Below are 18,335 nucleotides of genomic sequence, written 5' to 3'. Positions count from 1 at the left end.
CTAGTTGACTTTGTGCGGCCTGTGTCTAAGAAAAGTTAAAGTGTATTTACCAGTTTTCAGGGTGTCCGAATGACCGTCCTTGACGAGCCATCCGTTACGTCCGCGCAAGAAGTGTCGCGTGTGGACACCACCGAGGCCCTTTTGCCCGGATCGGTACGGAAATTTTCCTATCGTGAAATCGGCAAGCGCATCTTCGATCTTGCTCTTTGCCTGCTGCTTCTGCCGTTGATCGCGCCGGTGGTGGCGCTGTTTGCGGCGATGGTCGCGTTGGACGGGGGCAACCCGTTCTTCCTTCAGCAGCGGGTCGGGCGCGACGGGCGGATATTCCGCTGCGTCAAGATCCGGTCGATGGTGATGGATGCCGAAGCGCGGCTGCAGAAGCTGCTGCGCGAGGATGAGGCCGCCGCCGCCGAATGGGCCGAACATCAGAAGCTGGACAACGATCCGCGCATCACGCCGCTGGGCCGTTTCCTGCGCAAATCCAGCTTGGACGAATTGCCCCAGCTTTGGAACGTCTTCCGGGGCGAGATGAGCATCGTCGGCCCGCGTCCGGTCGTCCCGGACGAGCTTCTGCGCTATGGCAAGCACGCGGCGTCCTATAAATGCGTGCGTCCGGGCGTGACCGGGTTGTGGCAGGCCACCGGGCGCAATGCGCTGTCTTATGACGACCGCGTGCAGCTTGACGTGCGATACGAGCGCGAGATGACCTTCGCGCTGGACCTGCGCCTGATTTTCCTGACCGGCTTTTCGGTCGTGAACGCCACGGGCAAATAAAAGTTTAGATATTTTCAGGCATGGGGTGATGAGGGAATAAACAGCTCCTTCATCACCTGATCCCGAATGTCGCGGCTGAACGCGCAACCGGGAACATCATGCCTGCTCTTTTGTCCATCGCACAAAATCCAGAAGCATTCGGCGCGCTTGCCGCCATGTTCGCGACCGGAACGGTCGCCTTGGGGGCATGGCGCAAGGCGCGGATGGCCGACCTGTCGACCGAGGGGCTTGCGCTTGTCGTCATGGGGCGCACCGTTGCGGGCAACCGGGTCTTTCACGATCTTGCAGGGCGGCGCTGGCGCGATTTGAACCCCGGCATGATGGCACGGCTGCGCGCGGCGCAGGGGCAGGTGGTCCGGCTGGAGCTGGAACGCCCCGATGTCGGCCCGCGCCCGGTGGATGCGGCGCTGCGCCCTGCGGGTTGGCGGACCGAGGTGCTGATCCTGCGCGATCCGGCCAATATGCTTGCGGCAGAGCTGTCGCTGCGCCACGCGGTCGAAGGGGAACGCCGCCTGCGCCTGCTGATCCAAAGCGTGACGGACTATGCCATCTACATGCTCGATCCGTCGGGCAACGTCGCCAACTGGAACGCCGGGGCGGAGCGCAACAAGGGATACACCGCCGAGGAGATCGTCGGCGAGAATTTCTCGCGCTTCTTCTCGGCCGAGGATCGGCTGGCGCGCCTGCCCGAACGGGCGCTGGAAACCGCGCTGCGGCAGGGCAAGTTTCAGGCCGAAGGCTGGCGGTATCGCAAGGATGGCAGTCGATTCTGGGCCTCGGTGCTGGTGGAGCCGATCCATGGCGATGACGGCGCCCATCTGGGATTTGCCAAGATCACCCATGACGACACCCGCAAGCGCGAGGATGCCGAACGGCTCGCGGCATTGCGCCGCAACCTCGAACTGGCGCTGGGCAATATGAGCCAGGGCCTCGCACTGTTCGATGCCGGGGGCAGGCTGCTGATCGCGAACGACCGGCTGCGAGAGATCGTGGGCCTGTCCGCGCCCCATCCGACGCAAGAGGATGTCGCCCGAGAGATGGCCCATCGCGCCGATCTGGGCGGCGACGGCATCGAGGATTTTCTGACGGCGCATCGCAACCTGTGGTCCCTGCGCCACGAGGCCGAGATCGTGCAGGACATGCGCGACGGCCGCACGATCCGCGTGGTCCATCGCCCGGTGCCGGATGGGGGCTGGGTGTCCACCTATGAAGACATCTCGGAACGCCGCCGGTCCGAGGAGCAGATCGTCCATATGGCGCGGCACGATACGCTGACGGGGCTGCCCAACCGGGCCAGCTTCTCGGACAACATCGCATGGGCGCTCGATACGGCGACGGCCGAAGGGAACCGGGTGGCGGTGCTGGGCATCGACCTCGACCGCTTCAAGGAGATCAACGATCACCTTGGTCATTCGGTGGGCGATGCCGTGCTGCGGCTGGCGGCAGAACGCATGGCCGGGGCGCTTCAATCGGGCGAGTTCGTCGCGCGTTTCGGCGGAGACGAATTCGCGGCCTTCATCGAATTCCGCCACGATGCCGACCTGCACGGCTTCATCAAACGGTTGGATCAGGCGATCTCGGCCCGAATGCTGATCGAGGGGAACGACGTGTCGGTCGGGGCAAGCATCGGCGTCGCCATCTTTCCGGGTGATGCGGGCAGCGCAGAAAAGCTGATCGCGAATGCCGACATGGCAATGTATCGCGCCAAGGGCTCGCTGTCCGAGAACACTTGCTTCTACGAGGCCGAGATGGACGAGGTGGCGCGCGAGCGTCGAACGCTGGCGCGCGATCTGTGGCAGGCCATCGACCGCAACGAACTGCACCTGCATTACCAGATCCAGAAATCCGTCAGCACGGGAACCACCACGGGATACGAGGTGCTGTTGCGCTGGAACCATCCGCAGCGCGGGCCCGTCTCTCCGGCAGAGTTCATCCCGCTGGCCGAGGAATGCGGCGCGATCCTTCCCATCGGCGAATGGGTGCTGCGCACCGCCTGCCGCGAGGCCGCGAGCTGGCCCGCCGATTTCCGCATCGCGGTGAACCTGTCGCCCGTGCAGCTTGGCAATGGCGCGCTGGTCGAAATGTTGCGCGATGTGCTGGCCGAAACCGGGCTTGCCCCTTGGCGGCTGGAGCTGGAAGTGACCGAGAGCGCGATCATCGCCGACAAGGCCCGCGCCCTGCATGCGCTGCGCCAGATCAAGGATCTGGGCGTGACCATCGCCATCGACGATTTCGGCACGGGATATTCTTCGCTGGATACGCTTCGCGCCTTCCCCTTCGACAAGATCAAGCTGGACCGATCCTTCATGCGCGAGGTCGAGACGAGCAAGCAGGCGAAGGCCATCATCCGCGCGATCCTCGCCCTTGGCCGCAGCCTCGAAGTGCCGGTTCTGGCCGAGGGGGTCGAGACGATGGCCCAGCTTGCCCTGTTGCAAAGCGAAGGCTGCGACGAGGCGCAGGGCTTCCTGCTTGGCCGCCCCACCGCGCCGGAACTGCTGCCGGAGCTTTTCAGCCCCGGCAAGGTGGCCTAGGCGAAGGCCGGCACGCGGGTCTCGATCCGCTTGCCGCTGACTGCGTCGAACAGATGCAGCCTTTCGCGGGGCAGGGCGATAGGCAGCGTATCGGTCAGCGGGATGTCGGGCGACAGTGCGATGGTCAGGGACTGATCTTCGACCATGCCATGCACCAGCCGCTGGGCGCCCAACTCCTCCACATGCTCGATCCGCAGTTGCACGGCGGCTTCGCCCGGGGCGGCGAGGCGCAGATCCTCGGCCCGAAGACCAAGCGTGACCGGACCCTGCGCGCCTGCCAGCGGCACCGAAACCCCGCCGAACCAGAGCATCCCACCTTCGACCCGCGCATCGACAAGGTTCATCGCCGGGGACCCGATGAAGCTGGCAACGAAGGTCGATGCGGGCTTGTGATAAATCTCCAGCGGTGCGCCGATCTGCTCGATCCGCCCCGCGTTCAGAACCACCAGACGGTCCGCCAGCGTCATCGCCTCCAACTGGTCGTGGGTGACATAGATCGACGTGGTGCCAAGCCGCTTCTGAAGCTTGCGGATCTCGGCCCGCATCGTCACCCGCAGCTTGGCGTCGAGGTTCGACAGCGGCTCGTCGAACAGGAATGCGGCGGGCTTGCGGACGATGGCGCGGCCCATCGCGACGCGCTGCCGCTGTCCGCCCGACAACGCGCGAGGCTTGCGGTCCAGATACTGCCCGATCTCCAGCATCCGGGCGGCCTCGGCCACCCGCGCCTCGATCTCGGCCTTCGGCGTCTTGCGGTTCTTCAGGCCGTAAGCGAGGTTTTCGCGAACCGTCATGTGCGGATACAAGGCGTAGTTCTGGAACACCATCGCGATGTCGCGGTCGGCGGGGTCCAGATCGTTCACCTTGCGATCCCCGATCCGCACATCCCCGCCCGAGATCGACTCCAGCCCCGCGACCATGCGAAGCAGCGTGGATTTCCCGCAACCCGAGGGGCCAACCAACACGATGAACTCGCCATCCTTAATGTCGATGCTGACCCCGTGCACGGCGGTGTTGCCACCGGCATAGGTTTTCACCACGTTTTCGATTGCAATGGATGCCATGTCACTTGTCGCTTTCTGTCAGGCCCTTGATGAACCAGCGCTGGAAGATCACCACCACCGCGACGGGGGGGATGATCGCCAGCACGGCCAAAGCGAAGGCCTCGTTGTAGTCGGGGATTTGCGATCCGATCCAGACCTGCAGGATCGACTTGATGCCGCGCATCAGGGTGAAGAACGACTCGTCCGTCGTCATCAGCATCGGCCACAGATACTGGTTCCAGCCATAGACGAACATGATGATGAAGATCGCGGCGATCATCGTCTTCGACAGCGGCACGATCACGTCGATGAGGAACTTGAACGGTCCCGCGCCGTCGATCCGCGCGGCCTCCAGCAGCTCGTCGGGAATGGATTTGAAGAACTGCCGGAAATAGAAGGTGCCCGTGGCCGAGGCCAGAAGCGGCACAATCAGCCCGGTATAACTGTTCAAAAGCCCCAGTTGCGACATCACGCCATAGGACGGCATGATCCGAACCTCCAGCGGCAGCAGCAGGGTGGTGAAGATCACCCAGAACATGATCGTGGCGAAGCGGAAGCGGAAATAGACGATGGCATAGGCCGCCATCATCGACAGCACGATCTTGCCCAGCGCGAAACCGATGCCAAGGATCATCGAGTTCATGAGCATTCGCGCACCGGTGATCTGCCCCGTGAAGCCGCCCTTCTGGGTCAGCACCTTGGAGTAAGTCTCGGTGAAGTTGCCGCCCGGAAGGATCTGAAGCCCGCCCGTGTGAATCTGCGCGGCGGTATAGGTGGAGGTCATGAAGGCCACGACCACCGGCAGCACCAGAAGCGCCGCGCCGATGATCAGGATCAGGTGGTCGAAGGGTCGGGTGCGATGCATGGCCTCAACCGTAATGGATGCGTTTTTCAAGGAAGCGGAATTGCACGATGGTCAGCGCGAAGACGACGACCATCAAGATCACCGACTGCGCCGACGATCCGCCCAGATCGTTGCCGCGGAACCCGTCGTTATAGACCTTGTAGACCAGCGTGATCGGGTTGTTCGCGGGCTTGTCCTTCACCATCACGTCGATGATCCCGAACGTATCGAACAGGGCGTAGGTGATGTTGATGATCAGCAGAAAGAACGCCGTCGGCATCAGCAGCGGCAGCGTCACGGTGCGGAACCTGCGCCAGCCGTTCTTGCAGTCGATGAAGGCCGCCTCGCGCACCGAAACCGGCACGGCTTGAAGGCCGGACAAAAAGAAGATGAAGTTATACGGGATCTGCTTCCACACCGACACGAAGACCATCGCGAAGGCGGTGTCGAAATAGTTCAGCCCCACCTGCATGTTCCAGCCGAACCACGCGGCCATCTGCACGAAGGGGCCGATATGCATGTCGAAGAACATCATCCCGATCAACCCCGCCACCGGCGGCGCGATGGCATAGACCGAGATCAGCAGCGTCTTGTAGGCGCTGGCCCCCCGGATCACCGCATCGGCCTTGACGGCAAGCAGCAGGCCGATCGCCAGCGAAAGGAACGTGACCAGAACGGTGAACACCGCGGTGAAGCTTGCGATGCGGCGGTATTCGCGGCTGGCCAATGCGTCGGCATAATTCGCCATGCCCACGAATGTCGATCCGAAGCCGAACGGGTCTTCGATGAAGAAGGACGATTGAACCGCCTGCACCGACGGCCAATAGAAGAAGACGACGATCACCGCCAGCTGCGGCAGCAGGAACAGCCACGGCAGCAGCGCATTGTCGAACTGCACCCGTTTGGCCGGCTCTGCCTGCACCTTCGGTTTTGCGGAAATTGCGGTCAACGATCCCTCCATCAATAGGGACGGGCCCCCGCGAGGGAGGGCCCGAAGTCAGTGCCTTAAAAGGATCAGCCTGCGGTCTGTGCGAAACGTGCCAGCAGCGCGTCGCCTTCGGTCTTGATCGTCTCGAACGCTTCCTGAACGGTCGTCTCACCCGCGAAGATACGGTTGTATTCGCGTTCCATGATCGAACGGATCTGCGGATAGAAGCCCAGACGGTAGCCTTTCGACCAGTCGCCCGACGGCAGCATCAGCTGCTGGATGCCAACCTCGGCAACCGGCTGTTCTTCATAGTAGCCTTCCGATTTCGCCAGCTCGTAGGCGGCTTCGGTGATGGCGACATAGCCGGTAGCCTGGTGATAGAACTTCTGGATCTCGGGCGAGGTCAGGAACTGGAAGAACGAGGCCGTGCAGGCGTTTTCCGCATCCGACTTGCCCGACATGGCGAACAGGGCCGCGCCGCCGATGAAGGTGTTGGTGCCAGCACCTTCGACCGAGGCCCAGTAGGGCAGGAAGGTGGCCGAGAAGGGCATCGTCGCCGTCTTCTGCAACCCGCCGAACGACCCCGACGATCCGATCCACATTGCCACCTTGCCCTGTTCGAACGGGGTCTGGTTGTCCGCCCAGCCCGCGCCGTAATAGGCGAACAGGCCCGCGTCTTTCCATTCGGCCAGCTTTTCGAACATGTGGATCAGGTTCGGATCGGTCAGGTTCATCTCGGTCCCCTCGACCGAGTCATACCCATTGTTGTTCGTCGCGAACTGGATGTTGTGACGCGAGAAGAAGTTCTCGGTGAACTGCCAGGTCAGCTGGCTGGCGGTCATCGGGATATAGCCCGCCTCTTTCAGCGCGGGGGCGGCGGCTTCGAATTCTTCCCACGTCTTCGGCGCGGCGACGCCGGCCTTCTCGAACGCTTCGGTATTGATATACATGATCGGCGCCGAGGAGTTGAACGGCATCCCCACGAACTTGCCTTCGCTGTCGGCATAGAAATAGCGCACGCCTTCGATGAAGGCATCGCGGTTGAACTCGTGGCCCGCGCCGACGATCAGATCCTCGGCCGGGATGACGGCGCCGGGGGCGTTGATGATCGTGGCAGCGCCTGCATCGAACACTTGCAGGATGTTCGGCTGTTCGCCCGAACGGAACGCCGCGATGCCAGAGGCCAGCGCCTCCTCATAGGTGCCTTTCGACACCGGGGTGATCGCGCATTCCGACTGGGATTCGTTGAACTTGGTCGAAAGCTGGTTGATGACCTCGGCGTTGGCGCCGCCCATGCCGTGCCACCAGGTGATGCCGGTCGATTGCGCGGTCGCCGTGACCGAGGAGAAGCCGAGCGCCAGAAGCGCGATGGAGGCCGTGGTTTTCATGTCAGTCCCTCTGGAGTGGTTGACCGACGCGTTACCGACCCCTCATGTCGCGCAGTTGAAGGTTTCGTATCGTTTATGTGACCAATATCGCGCGCAAATCGTTCACATTCGTCAGGGTTGGCCCCGTGATGACCAGATCGCCCAGCCGCGCGAACAGGCTATAGCTGTCATGCGCCGCCAGCGCGCGCGCGGCATCCGGCGCGCGTGTCAGGGTGTCCGGCGTCACGATCGCGCCCGCCGCATCCTCGGTCCCGTCGATGCCATCCGTATCGCCCGCCAGCGCAAAGATCGGCAGCCTCGCCAGCGCCAGCGAAAGCAGGAACTCGGTATTCCGCCCGCCGCGCCCCGGCTTGCCAGCGCCGATGGTCACGGTCGTCTCGCCCCCCGACAGGATCAAGGCGGGACGGGGCAGGGGATGGCCGTGATCCAGAACCGACCGCGCGACGCCCGCCATCATCTGGCCCAGCGCGGCGGATTCGCCCTCCAGCGCGTCGCCGAGGATCAGGGGCGTGACACCTGCCTCCCGCGCGACCTGCGCGGCGGCCTCCAGCGCCATCATGGGCGTTGCGATCATGCGGTAATCGGCCTCGAACGGTTGCACGGGCGCAGGCGTCGCCAGCAACAGGCGGCGCGCCGCTTCGGGCAGATCCGGCAGGCGGTCCACCAGCGCCGACAGGTCCGCCGAAGCCTCTGGATCGAACACGGTCGGGCCCGAGGCGATGGCCCGCGGATCGTCCCCCGGCACGTCGGAAATCGCCAGCGTCACCACCCGCGCCGGCGCGGCGGCCAGCGCCAGCTTGCCGCCCTTGATCCCCGACAATCTGCGCCGCACCCGGTTCATGTCGCCGATCCCCAGCCCCGAGGCCAGAAGCTGCCGATTCACCGCCTGTTTCTCGGCCAGCGTCAGCCCCTCGGCAGGCAGCGCCATCAACGACGACCCCCCGCCCGAGATCAGCACCAGCACCAGATCGTCCGGCCCAAGCCCCCGCACGGCATCCAGCATCCGCCGCGCTGCCGCTTCGGATCGTTCATCGGGAACGGGATGCGAGGCTTCCAGCACCTCGATCCCCGACGTTTCGCAGGAATGTCCGTCGCGGGTGACGACCACGCCGGTGGCATCGGGCCATGCCGCCTCCACCGCGCGGGCCATCGACGCGGCGGCCTTGCCCGCACCGACCACGACCACCCGGTCCTTGGGACGTTCGGGCAGATGCCGTACCAGCACCTGCGCCGGGTCCGCCGCCGCGATCCCCGCCCTGAAGACCCGTTCCAGAAATGCCCGTTCGTCCATCCGCCCCTCCCGTTTCAGGGCAGAGTAGCCACGCGGGAAAGAGGTTGGAAGACCGGGCCTTCCTCGGTGTCGCGGAACCATGCGCGAATACCGAAGACGCCTGCCAGCAGATCGGGCGTCAGCACCGAAGGCGGCCCGTCCGCCACGATCCGCCCGCCGCAAAGCACCACCAGCCGTGTGCAGAACCGCGCCGCCAGCCCCAGATCGTGGATCGAGGCGACGACCGCGCCCGCCTGCGCTTTGGCGGTGAAAACCTCCATCGCGGCGATCTGGGCGGCAGGGTCGAGGCCGGCGATAGGCTCGTCCGCCAGCAGCAGCGGCACCTCCTGCGCCAAGGCGCGGGCGATCAGCACGCGGGCCTGCTCGCCACCCGACAGCGCATCGGCGCGGCGATGACGCAGGGGCTGAAGCTCCATCCGCGCGATGGCGCGGTCCACCGCCGCCGGACCCGCGCCGCCAAGTCCGACGATCCGCTCCACCGGCATCGGCCAGGCGATCTCGCGCATCTGCGGCAGGAAAGCGGCCTTCGCCAGATCGCGCCGCCCCGTGGCAGGCAAAAGCCCAAGCGATGCGCGCAGAAGCGTCGTCTTGCCTGCGCCGTTCGGCCCGACGAGGCCGACGAATTCGCCCTGCGCGACGGTCAGCGTGGCCTGAAGGCGGTCCGGCACGGAAAGGTCGATGGACATCATGCCTCGCCCCTCCGCATCTTCCAGATCAGGTGCAGAAACAGCGGCGCCCCGACCAGCGCCGTCAGCACTCCCAGCTTCAGATCGCGGTCGGGCGCGATCAGCCGCACCGCGATGTCGGCGGCCAACACCATCGCCGCCCCGCCCAGCGCCGAGGCCGGAAGCAGCCGCGACGGCACCCCCTGCACCCAGTGCCGCAGCAGATGCGGCACCACCAGCCCGACGAAGCCGACCGCGCCCGCCACCGCCGTCGCCGCCCCCACGACCGATGCCGTCCCAAGGATCAGGCAGACCCGCAACCGCCGCATCGGAATGCCCATCGTGGCGGCGGCATCCTCGCCCAGCGTCAGCGCATCGAGCCCCCGCCCGGTCGTCGCCAGCAGCGCCGCGCCAAAGGCCATCACCGGCAGTGCCAGCCAGACATGGACCATCGAACGATCCGCCAGCGATCCCATCATCCAGAACACGATCTCGGCCACGGCATATGGGTTTGGCGACAGGCTGAGCAGCAGCGAGGTCAGCGCCGCCCCGATGGCCGACACCGCAACCCCCGCCAAAATCAGCACGACCGCCGAACCCCGCGGCCCCGCCAACGCCGCGATCAGCAGGACCGAGCCAAGCGCCCCGCCCAGCGCCATCAGCGGCAAAGCCAGCGCAAAAGCCGCCGCCAGCCCCGATTGCAGCGCCACCACCGCGCCCAACGCCGCCGAGGACGACGCCCCGATCAGCCCCGGCTCCGCCAGCGGGTTGCGCAGCCAACCCTGCATCGCCGCCCCCGCCAAGCCAAGCGATCCGCCGACCATCACGCCCAGAAGAGCCCGCGGCAGCCGGATCTCCCGCATGATCAGCGCAATATCCCCGCCTTGCCCCGACCCAAGCGCAAGCAGAGCCTCGCGCAGCCCGATCCCCGCCGGGCCGATCAGCAGCGATGCCAGAAACAGCACCGCAACGACGGGGATCAGCGATCTTACCACGTGCGACGGACGCCCAGATAGGCCGAGCGTTCGGCAGTGCCGTATCCGCGCACCAGCTGGTAATCCTCGTCGAAAAGGTTTTCGACCCGCAGATAGGCTTCGGTTCCGTTGCCGAAATCGCGGGTCAGCGTCGCGTCCGCCACTGTGAAATCGTCCAGCCCCTCGCGGTCCGCCGCATGTTGCAGCGCGACCTCGCCCGACCAGCCCTGCGCGAGATCGCCGGCGAGGATAAGGTTCAGCATGTGGCGCGGCGTCGTCGCCTGCCATGCGGAACTGTCCAGCTGCGAATCCGACCGCGCGTCGGAATAGGTGTAGTTGCCCGTCACCACTGCTTTGCTCACATCATAAGTGGCAGAAAGCTCGATCCCCTGACGCCGGGCATCGCCAGCGCGCTGGATGTAGGTGGAGGTGGCGAAGGAATAGTCGATCATGTCTTGGATGTCGGCGCGGAACAGGGTGGCCCCAAGGGTCGCAGCGCCGACGCGGTGTTCAATGCCAAGATCGTAGGTGCGGCTTTTCTCCGGTCCAAGGTCAGGATTTCCCGGCGCGGGAGAGATGGGGTCGTAAGCGGGAGCATATAGCTCGTAACCCGATGGCGCGCGGAAGCCGCTTCCGGCATTGGCGCGAATGATGGTATTTTCGGTCGGACGCCATATCGCGGAAATGCGGCCGGTTTTATATGCGCCAAAACGAGAATGGTGATCGCGCCGCACCGACAGAGAAAAGTCAAAACCCGGGGTTAATGGGATACTGTATTCGGCATAAACGCCGTTCGTCGCGTCGTCGTGACCGTCTGGTGTTCCGCTGTCGACGAAATAGGACTCCTTGGTCCGATCAGCCCCGAACGTCAATCGCCCCGTGCTCAGATCGACGCCGCCAAGGTAACCTATTTTGTTGCGGCGACCGACATAATCCTGATTCGAAGGATATTGCACTCCTTCGTAATCATATGTTCCCCGCAGCTGACGATCGTTGTCGAAGAACGCATATTCGAGCGTATTGTCCACCACGCCGATCGAGAACGAATAGGCCAGTCTCATACCGCGGGTAGTGGCATGGCCTCGTTCGTCCGGGGTGCCGTCGGTGGGGCCGAATTCGTCCAGTTCTGAACGCGAGCGTTCGACGAAGCCCGACACTTCCAGCCTTCCCGCCCCAACCTCATGCCCGCCCGCGAAGAACAGGCGCGTTGCTTCGAACCCGTCATCCTCGGGGTTTGGGGTGGCGGGGGTGTCGTCGGCAGCGGAATAGCCGTCGCTGCGGATGTGCGACAGCGTCATCGCGAGGTCGGACGGCCCGGATTTCGCCGCGAAGCCATAGCTGAGCTTTGCGGTGGCGAAGCTGCCATATTCCACCGCTGCCCGCTGTTCGATCCCGTCTTCGGCCCTGCGGTGGGTGCGGATGTCTATGACGCCGCCCACGGCTTCCGAGCCATAGAGCGCCGATTGCGCGCCCCGCAGGATCTCCACCCGTCCGATGCCGGGCGTGGTCAGCGCACCGAAGTCGAAGGCGACCTGCGTGTTCGAGGGGTCCGCCACGTCGATCCCGTCGATCCGAACGGCGACGCCGGTCTGCGGCACCCCGCGCAGCGTCAGGCCCGCAGTGGTGCCCATCGGGCCGGTGCTGCGGATCGAGATGCCCGCCGCGCGGCCCAGCACGTCGATCAGGCGCGTGTCACCGCTGCGCTCGATCTCTGGCCCGGTGATGACGGTCACGTCCGCGCCGGTGCGATCCCTTGCGACCGGCTCCAGCCCGGCGCTGACGACGATGGGGGGCAGAAGGATGTCCTGTGCGGCGGCGGGGGCGGCCAGCGCGGCAAGGATGGCGGTCAGGGATGTCTTCATGGTCGGTCTCTCCGCGTGGATGGGTGTCACCACTCGCGGACGGGCCGCATCCTCGGCGCGCCCCGCACCGGGAAAGGGTGATCGCGCCGGCAGGTTTCCTGGCTGGGCGGGTCGGTGCGCTGGGCCAGCCTTCCCGGGCGGATGCCCAGTGGCGTCTTGTGGCCCGCGCTCTCCGCCGACAGTTGCGGGAGCAGCTGCGGTATCACCGCATTCCCTTTTCACCGGGTCTCCCCGGCACCGAAGCGTCTTCGCTGATGATCCCGACGCAGTTGCAAGTCAAGGCTTGTCGCGTGCGATACCCGCGCCATCTGGGGGGAATGGCCGATATTCTGAACCTTCTTGGCCGGGTGCTGATCGCGGGGCTGTTCCTGGGCGGCGCGTGGCAGAAATTGAATGCGCCCGCTCCGGTGCAGGCGATGCTTTCCTCCGTGGGATTGCCGGGCGGATTGGTCTGGGCGCTGGCCGCGTTCAACGCGGCTGCGGGGGTGATGCTGGTTACGGGGCCGCATGTTCAGGTCTGGGCGCTGGTGCTGGCCGTTTACTGCATGGTGACAAGCTGGTTCCACCTGATCCCGACAGATCCGTGGCAGATGACGATCTTCGTGAAGAACTGGGCCATCGCGGGCGGCCTTCTGGTGCTGGCCGCGCAGGGACCGGGGCGTTTCGCCTATTGAAGTTGCGCTTTGTGCGCCGAACCCCCAAGTTCCATCGGCACGCCCCTGATGACACGGATGGACCCGAAGAATGAGCTTTCCCGACCTGTTGATCCTTTTGCTTGTCGCGATGGCAATCGGTTGGGCCTTTCTTCGTTACACCCCCTCGGATTCGCAGGATTGGCATGTGGACCCGGTCACGGTGCGCAAGTCGCGCCGCCCGAACAACCTGTTGGTGACGAAACATGTCGCACTGCCCCCGGATCAGGCGGCGGCGCGGCTGGAATCGCTGGCGCTGGCCACGCCCCGCACCTCGCATTTCGCGGGCGAGGGGTTTCACCGCACATGGATCACCCTGTCGCCGCTGGGCCTGCCCACCTTCACCTCTGTGCGGCTGGTGCCCGAAAATGGTGGGACGAACGTGGTCGTCTATGCCCGCGCGCGGTATCTTTCGCGCCTGCCGGGGGCCGAAAAGGCGCGGGTGAGGGGCTGGCTGGACCAGCTCTGATCACTCCGCCGCGACGCGCAGGCGGGATCGGATGTCCGCGATCTCGGCCGCCAGTTCTTCGGGCGCGGGACTGGGCGGTTCGTCCTCTTTCGGGCCGATGAAGCGGCCAAGGAACCGGGTCAGAACCTGCGACAGATCGTCCATGATCAGAAAGAACGACGGCACGATCACGAGGCTGAGGATGGTCGAGACAATGATCCCCCCGATCACCGCATTCGCCATCGGCGCGCGGAACGCGCCGCCCGCGCCGATGCCCAGCGCCGAAGGCAGCATCCCCGCCGACATCGCGATGGAGGTCATGACGATGGGCTGCGCCCGTTTGTGCCCGGCCTCCATCACCGCCTCCAACCGCTCCATCCCCTGCGCCTTCATCTCGATCGCGAAGTCGATCAGCAGGATCGCGTTCTTGGTCACGATGCCCATGAGCATCAGGATGCCGATCAGCACCGGCATCGACAGCGGTTCTCCGGTCAGGATCAGCGCGGCGGCGACGCCCCCGATGGCAAGGGGCAGCGACAGAAGGATGGTGAAGGGCTGGATCACCGATTTGAACAGCAGGATCAGCACGGTCAGCACCAGCATCAGGCCCATGATCATCGCGTTGCCGAAACTGGCGGTCATTTCGGCCTGAACCTCGGCATCGCCCGAGGTCTGGATGCGGACCGAGGCGGGGAGTTCGACCCCCGCCGCGATTTCGTTGAACCGCGCCGTGGCCGAGCCGAGCGCGACGCCGGGGGGCAGGTTCGCGCCGATGGTGGCGCGCCGCTCTCGGTTCAGCCGCTCGATCAGGCTGGGGCCGTCCGCGATGGTGATATCGGCCACCGAAGACAGTGGCACCGTTCCCTGCGCCGTCGGCACGCGCAGCGCCGCAAGGGTGGCAAGGTCGGCGCGGGCATCGGTCGCAAGCTGCACGCGCACCGGGATCTGCCGGTCGTCCAGCGTGATCTTGGCCAGCGCGGCGTCCAGATCGCCGATGGTGGCGACGCGCACGGTCTGGGCTATGGCTTCGGTCGTGACGCCAAGGCGGGCGGCTTCCTCGGCACGCGGGGTGATCTGCAATTCGGGCCGGGGCAGGGCACCTTCCGATGCGACATGCGCCAGCAGCGGATCGCCCCGCAGCGCGGCCTCCAGATCGGCGACGGCGCGGTTCAGATCGGCCTGATTGTCCGATAGGATCGAGAACGAGATGTCCCGCTCGCCCCGGTCGTTCAGCTTGAAGGCGCGGATGTCGGGGATGGCGGCAAGACGCTCGAACATCTGCGCCTCGATGGTCGATTGAGACGGGCGGCTCTGGTGCCAGAGCGAGGCGAAGGACGTGTCCAGCGGATCGAGCAGCACGGTGAAGGACGCGCGGCGCACATCCAGATCGCCGGTGGGGGACTTGCCACCCGTCACCACGATGTCGCGCACGCCCGGAATGTCGCGGATCGCCGCCGCCATCGCCTGCGTCGCGGTATCGGTATCGGCCAGCGTCGCGCCGGGGGGCAGTTCCACATTCACAGGGATGCGGCCCACATCTTCGGCTGGAAGGAAGCTGCCCGGGATTTGCAGCATGAAATGGACCGACACAGCCAGCACGCCGATGGCCGCCAGCAGCGTCGCGTATTTCCACCGCAGCGTCACGCGCACCAGCCGCAGATAGGCGCGCATCACTGGCCCGTCCTTCGCATCGTGCGCGGCATCGCCGGGGCGCATCAGATACGCCGCCATCATCGGCGTGATAAGCCGCGCCACCAGAAGCGAGAAGCCGACCGAGATTGCGACCGTCAGCCCGAACTGGCTGAAATACTGGCCCGGAATGCCCGGCATGAACGACACCGGCACGAAGACGGCGATGATGGTGAAGGTCGTGGCGATCACCGCCAGCCCGATCTCGTCCGCCGCGTCGATGGCGGCGCGGTAGGGGGTCTTGCCCATGCGGATATGGCGGGCGATGTTCTCGACCTCGACGATGGCATCATCGACGAGGATGCCCGTCGCCAGCGTGATTGCCAGAAAGCTGACGAGGTTGAGCGAGAAGCCCAAGAGGTCCATCACCCAGAAGGTCGGGATGGCCGAGAGCGGCAGGGCCACGGCGGCGATCAGCGTCGCGCGCCAGTTCCGCAGGAAAGCCAGCACCACCAGAACCGCCAGCGCCGCGCCTTCGATCAGCGTGTGCAGGGCGGTGTCGTAGTTGCCGCGCGTGTATTCGACCTGCGTATCGACCTGCGTGATGGCGGCCTCGGTGGGAAGCCCCGCCAGCACCTCCTCGACCACGGTTTCGACTGACACTTCGGATGCGCCCTTGGCCCGGAAGACGGCGAAGGTCACGACCTGCCGGTCGTTCATCCGCACGAAGCTGCGTGGCTCCTCGTATCCGTCGATCACGGTGCCAAGGTCGGACAGGCGCACACGTTGGCCGTTCGGCAGGGCGATGGTGGTGCCTGCCAGCGCCTCGACCGTCGGCGCGCCGCCCAAGGTGCGGATCGCCTGTTCCGCCGGGCCAAGTTCCGCCCGCCCGCCGCCAAGGTTCACGTTGGTCGCGCGGACCTGCTGGCTGACCTGCGCCGCCGTGATGCCGTGACTGTCCAGTCGCGCGGGGTCAAGCTCCACCCGCACCTCGCGGTCGGCGCCGCCCTGCCGTTCGACCTTGCCGATGCCGGGGCGGCCCTGAAGCGCGCGGATCACCGTGTCGTCCACGAACCACGACAGCTCCTCCAGCGTCATGCCGGGGTTCGACACGGCATAGGTCAGGATCGCCTGCCCCTCGACATCGACGCGGGTGACGATTGGGCTTTCGATGTCCTGCGGCAGATCGGCAAGGATCTGGTCCACCTTGTCCTTGGTGTCCTGCACGGCCTGATCGGTCGGCACCTCCATCCGGAACTCGACCAGCGTCTGGCTTTGCCCGTCCGCGATGGTGGACGTGACGTTCTTGACCCCGGCGATGCCCGCGACGGCATCCTCGATTTCCCGCGTCACCTGCGCTTCCAGTTCCGAGGGTGAGGCGCCGGGCTGGGCAACCGTGACGGCGACCAGCGGCACGTCGATATTGGGAAAGCGGGTGATCGGAAGCGATTGGAAGCTCTGCCAGCCAAGGACCGTCAGCAGCACGAAGCACAGGATCGGCGCGACGGGATTGCGGATCGACCAGGCTGAAAAATTCATTGACGCACCGGGGTTACGCGGTCGCCTTCGCGCACGAAGGCACCGGCCTTGGCCACGACCTCTGCCCCGGCATCCGCGCCCAAAACCTGCACCATCGCGCCGTCGCGGATGCCGGGGGTGACGGCGATGCGGCGCACGGTGCCGCCCTCCACGCGCAGCAGATAGCTGCCATCGGCATCCCGCGCCAAGGCGGTCAGGGGCACGGCGGGCGCTTCGGTTTCCGCGATCAGAATCTCTGCCCGAACGAACATGCCTGCGCGCAGACCCGGCACATCGACCGAGATGCGAACCCGGCCAAGCCGCGTCGTCTCGTCGATGCGCGGCTCCACCAGCCGCACGGTGCCGTCGAACGGATCGCCCGCAACGGGCATCAGGCGCACTGTCAGGCCCGGCACGATCCGCAGCAGGTCGCCCTCGGTCACGTCGGCGCGAAGCTCCAGCGCGCCGTCGCGGATCAGGGTGAACATCGGCGCCGCCTGTGCCGAGGCGATGGCCCCGACAAGCGCGTTCCGCTCCACAACCTCTCCGGCGACGGGGGCGATGACCTGCGTGCGCGCCAGTTGCAGATCAAGGTTCGCCAGTTGCGCATCGGCCAATGCCACCTGCGCGCGGGCAGCCTCGACCGCTTGGACGGCGGCATTCAGGCGCGCCTCGGCAGAGGCGGCGTTCGCTTCGGCGGTCTCGGCCCCGGCCTGCGACGATGCGCCTTGGCTGCGCAGGGCGGCGGTGCGATCGGCGACCCGCCGCGCCTCGGCCGCGGTGGCGCGGGCTTCGGCGATCTGCGCCTCCCCTTGGGCGACCGCTGCGACGGATGCGGCGCGCGAGGCGGAAAGCTCGCCCCGTTGAAGATCCAGCGTCGCGGTCGAAAGGCGCGCAAGCGTCTGGCCCGCCGCGACCGTGTCGCCCACCTCGGCCTCCAACGACTCGATCGGCTGGCCTTCGATCAGGGGTTGGACCTGCACCTGTTCGACCGGGGCGATCAGGCCGGAGGCGATGACGCGGTCGCGCAGAACGGTCTGCGTCACGGCAACCACAGAAATGGCGGGTGGCGCGGTATCTGCCGCACGGGCCGCGGGGGCAAGCGCGACGGAAACCGCCAGCAGCAGCGTTTCAATCCGCATGGTGGCTCACCTCGTCCAGAAGTCCTTCGATCATTCGCAGCATCAAGGCATCCACATCGGCGCGCGTGGCGGCCGCGCGGCTGATGGCGGTGGCCTTGACCGACATGACCACGACACCCGCATGCGCAGTAAAGCGCGCCCGCGCGGCATCTTCGGAAAGATGCGCGACATGGGCGAAGATCTCGATCAACCGGTCGGTGATCCAAGCCTCCATCCCGGTGCAGAGCGCCGCGATCTCGGGCTTTCGCAGGGCGGCTGCGTTGATCTCGGCCCAAAGGGCGCCCTGATCCTGCGCGGTCAGGTGCCGCGCGATCGTGGTGCGCAGTTCCGCCATCGGGTCGTCCGCGGTCATGATCCGGGCAAAATCGTCGCGGAATTCGCCCAGATCATGCGCGACCATCGCCTCGATAATGGCATTTTTGGATCGAAAATAACGATAGAAATTGCCTGCGCTCATCCCAGACCCGCGCGCAAGATCCTGCATGGACGCGCCGTCGAAGCCTTTTTCGATGAAGATGTGGCGGATGGCGCGAAGGATTTCCGGGACGCGAAGATCGGTGGGGCAGTTGCAATCGGATTGAGAATGAACGTTCATTCAGTGAGGATGCT

The 18,335-nt window shown here is 65.6% G+C and carries 15 protein-coding genes and 1 riboswitch; of the genes, 4 read left to right on the top strand and 11 right to left on the bottom strand.

Annotated elements, in window-relative coordinates; all coding sequences use genetic code 11:
• The first annotated feature begins 69 nt into the window (after positions 1–69).
• Positions 70–774, top strand: coding sequence for a sugar transferase (locus E2K76_RS00590; protein ID WP_136682311.1), 705 nt, complete (start codon positions 70–72; stop codon positions 772–774).
• 98 nt (positions 775–872) lie between these two features.
• Positions 873–3,305, top strand: coding sequence for an EAL domain-containing protein (locus E2K76_RS00585; protein WP_136682309.1), 2,433 nt, complete (start codon positions 873–875; stop codon positions 3,303–3,305).
• On the opposite strand, the gene E2K76_RS00580 is transcribed toward E2K76_RS00585, so the two are convergent.
• The 8 genes from E2K76_RS00580 to E2K76_RS20720 form a co-directional block, all read right to left on the bottom strand.
• On the bottom strand, positions 3,302–4,366 hold the full coding sequence (locus tag E2K76_RS00580) for a sn-glycerol-3-phosphate import ATP-binding protein UgpC (protein WP_136682307.1): 1,065 nt from the start codon (positions 4,364–4,366) through the stop codon (positions 3,302–3,304). The genes E2K76_RS00585 and E2K76_RS00580 overlap by 4 nt on opposite strands.
• 1 nt (position 4,367) lies before the next feature.
• On the bottom strand, positions 4,368–5,210 hold the full coding sequence (ugpE, locus tag E2K76_RS00575; RefSeq protein WP_136682305.1) for a sn-glycerol-3-phosphate ABC transporter permease UgpE: 843 nt from the start codon (positions 5,208–5,210) through the stop codon (positions 4,368–4,370).
• A 4-nt stretch (positions 5,211–5,214) separates the two neighbouring features.
• Positions 5,215–6,138 carry a carbohydrate ABC transporter permease gene (locus E2K76_RS00570; protein WP_394343920.1) on the bottom strand — a complete coding sequence of 308 codons (924 nt, stop codon included), beginning with the start codon at positions 6,136–6,138 and terminating at the stop codon, positions 5,215–5,217.
• A gap of 65 nt (positions 6,139–6,203) precedes the next feature.
• Positions 6,204–7,505: an extracellular solute-binding protein gene (locus tag E2K76_RS00565; RefSeq protein WP_136682301.1), complete on the bottom strand. Its 1,302-nt coding sequence runs from the start codon at positions 7,503–7,505 to the stop codon at positions 6,204–6,206.
• Between the two features lie 73 nt (positions 7,506–7,578).
• Positions 7,579–8,796: a glycerate kinase type-2 family protein gene (locus tag E2K76_RS00560; RefSeq protein WP_136682299.1), complete on the bottom strand. Its 1,218-nt coding sequence runs from the start codon at positions 8,794–8,796 to the stop codon at positions 7,579–7,581.
• A gap of 14 nt (positions 8,797–8,810) precedes the next feature.
• Positions 8,811–9,485 (bottom strand): ABC transporter ATP-binding protein, encoded by a 675-nt coding sequence (locus E2K76_RS00555; RefSeq protein ID WP_136682296.1) that lies wholly within the window; start codon positions 9,483–9,485, stop codon positions 8,811–8,813.
• Positions 9,482–10,456 (bottom strand): FecCD family ABC transporter permease, encoded by a 975-nt coding sequence (locus E2K76_RS00550; protein ID WP_246032844.1) that lies wholly within the window; start codon positions 10,454–10,456, stop codon positions 9,482–9,484. Before E2K76_RS00550 ends, E2K76_RS00555 begins: the two co-directional genes overlap by 4 nt.
• Complete coding sequence (locus E2K76_RS20720) at positions 10,450–12,297, bottom strand: TonB-dependent receptor plug domain-containing protein (protein WP_136682291.1); 1,848 nt, start codon at positions 12,295–12,297, stop codon at positions 10,450–10,452. Before E2K76_RS20720 ends, E2K76_RS00550 begins: the two co-directional genes overlap by 7 nt.
• A gap of 71 nt (positions 12,298–12,368) precedes the next feature.
• A riboswitch (cobalamin riboswitch) is annotated at positions 12,369–12,554 on the bottom strand.
• 33 nt (positions 12,555–12,587) lie between these two features.
• Between E2K76_RS20720 and E2K76_RS00540 the strand changes: the two genes are divergently transcribed.
• Positions 12,588–12,971 carry a DoxX family protein gene (locus tag E2K76_RS00540; protein WP_342773614.1) on the top strand — a complete coding sequence of 128 codons (384 nt, stop codon included), beginning with the start codon at positions 12,588–12,590 and terminating at the stop codon, positions 12,969–12,971.
• Between the two features lie 70 nt (positions 12,972–13,041).
• Positions 13,042–13,458: a DUF1499 domain-containing protein gene (locus E2K76_RS00535; RefSeq protein WP_136682288.1), complete on the top strand. Its 417-nt coding sequence runs from the start codon at positions 13,042–13,044 to the stop codon at positions 13,456–13,458.
• Here the strand turns inward: E2K76_RS00535 and E2K76_RS00530 are convergent, their stop codons facing one another.
• From E2K76_RS00530 to E2K76_RS00520, 3 genes are read right to left on the bottom strand one after another with little or no spacing between them, the layout of a single operon-like run.
• Positions 13,459–16,605 carry an efflux RND transporter permease subunit gene (locus E2K76_RS00530; protein ID WP_136682285.1) on the bottom strand — a complete coding sequence of 1,049 codons (3,147 nt, stop codon included), beginning with the start codon at positions 16,603–16,605 and terminating at the stop codon, positions 13,459–13,461.
• A complete protein-coding gene (locus E2K76_RS00525) occupies positions 16,602–17,726 on the bottom strand; it encodes an efflux RND transporter periplasmic adaptor subunit (RefSeq protein ID WP_136682280.1) in 1,125 nt (374 codons plus the stop codon). The genes E2K76_RS00530 and E2K76_RS00525 overlap by 4 nt, the downstream gene beginning before the upstream one ends.
• Positions 17,716–18,321 carry a TetR/AcrR family transcriptional regulator gene (locus tag E2K76_RS00520; RefSeq protein ID WP_136682277.1) on the bottom strand — a complete coding sequence of 202 codons (606 nt, stop codon included), beginning with the start codon at positions 18,319–18,321 and terminating at the stop codon, positions 17,716–17,718. Before E2K76_RS00520 ends, E2K76_RS00525 begins: the two co-directional genes overlap by 11 nt.
• Positions 18,322–18,335: the final 14 nt, after the last annotated feature.

Source organism: Falsirhodobacter xinxiangensis (assembly GCF_004959935.1).
GTDB classification, from domain to species: domain Bacteria; phylum Pseudomonadota; class Alphaproteobacteria; order Rhodobacterales; family Rhodobacteraceae; genus Falsirhodobacter; species Falsirhodobacter xinxiangensis.
This window is presented reverse-complemented; position numbering and strand designations above follow the sequence as displayed.

Excerpts from the sequence above, each read along its gene's own strand:
- E2K76_RS00590 (WP_136682311.1), top strand. The coding sequence starts at position 70 with ATGACCGTCCTTGACGAGCCATCCGTTACGTCCGCGCAAGAAGTGTCG.
- E2K76_RS00585 (WP_136682309.1), top strand. The coding sequence starts at position 873 with ATGCCTGCTCTTTTGTCCATCGCACAAAATCCAGAAGCATTCGGCGCG.
- E2K76_RS00580 (WP_136682307.1), bottom strand. The coding sequence starts at position 4,366 with ATGGCATCCATTGCAATCGAAAACGTGGTGAAAACCTATGCCGGTGGC.
- ugpE (WP_136682305.1), bottom strand. The coding sequence starts at position 5,210 with ATGCATCGCACCCGACCCTTCGACCACCTGATCCTGATCATCGGCGCG.
- E2K76_RS00565 (WP_136682301.1), bottom strand. The coding sequence starts at position 7,505 with ATGAAAACCACGGCCTCCATCGCGCTTCTGGCGCTCGGCTTCTCCTCG.
- E2K76_RS00560 (WP_136682299.1), bottom strand. The coding sequence starts at position 8,796 with ATGGACGAACGGGCATTTCTGGAACGGGTCTTCAGGGCGGGGATCGCG.
- E2K76_RS00555 (WP_136682296.1), bottom strand. The coding sequence starts at position 9,485 with ATGATGTCCATCGACCTTTCCGTGCCGGACCGCCTTCAGGCCACGCTG.
- E2K76_RS20720 (WP_136682291.1), bottom strand. The coding sequence starts at position 12,297 with ATGAAGACATCCCTGACCGCCATCCTTGCCGCGCTGGCCGCCCCCGCC.
- E2K76_RS00535 (WP_136682288.1), top strand. The coding sequence starts at position 13,042 with ATGAGCTTTCCCGACCTGTTGATCCTTTTGCTTGTCGCGATGGCAATC.
- E2K76_RS00530 (WP_136682285.1), bottom strand. The coding sequence starts at position 16,605 with ATGAATTTTTCAGCCTGGTCGATCCGCAATCCCGTCGCGCCGATCCTG.
- E2K76_RS00525 (WP_136682280.1), bottom strand. The coding sequence starts at position 17,726 with ATGCGGATTGAAACGCTGCTGCTGGCGGTTTCCGTCGCGCTTGCCCCC.
- E2K76_RS00520 (WP_136682277.1), bottom strand. The coding sequence starts at position 18,321 with ATGAACGTTCATTCTCAATCCGATTGCAACTGCCCCACCGATCTTCGC.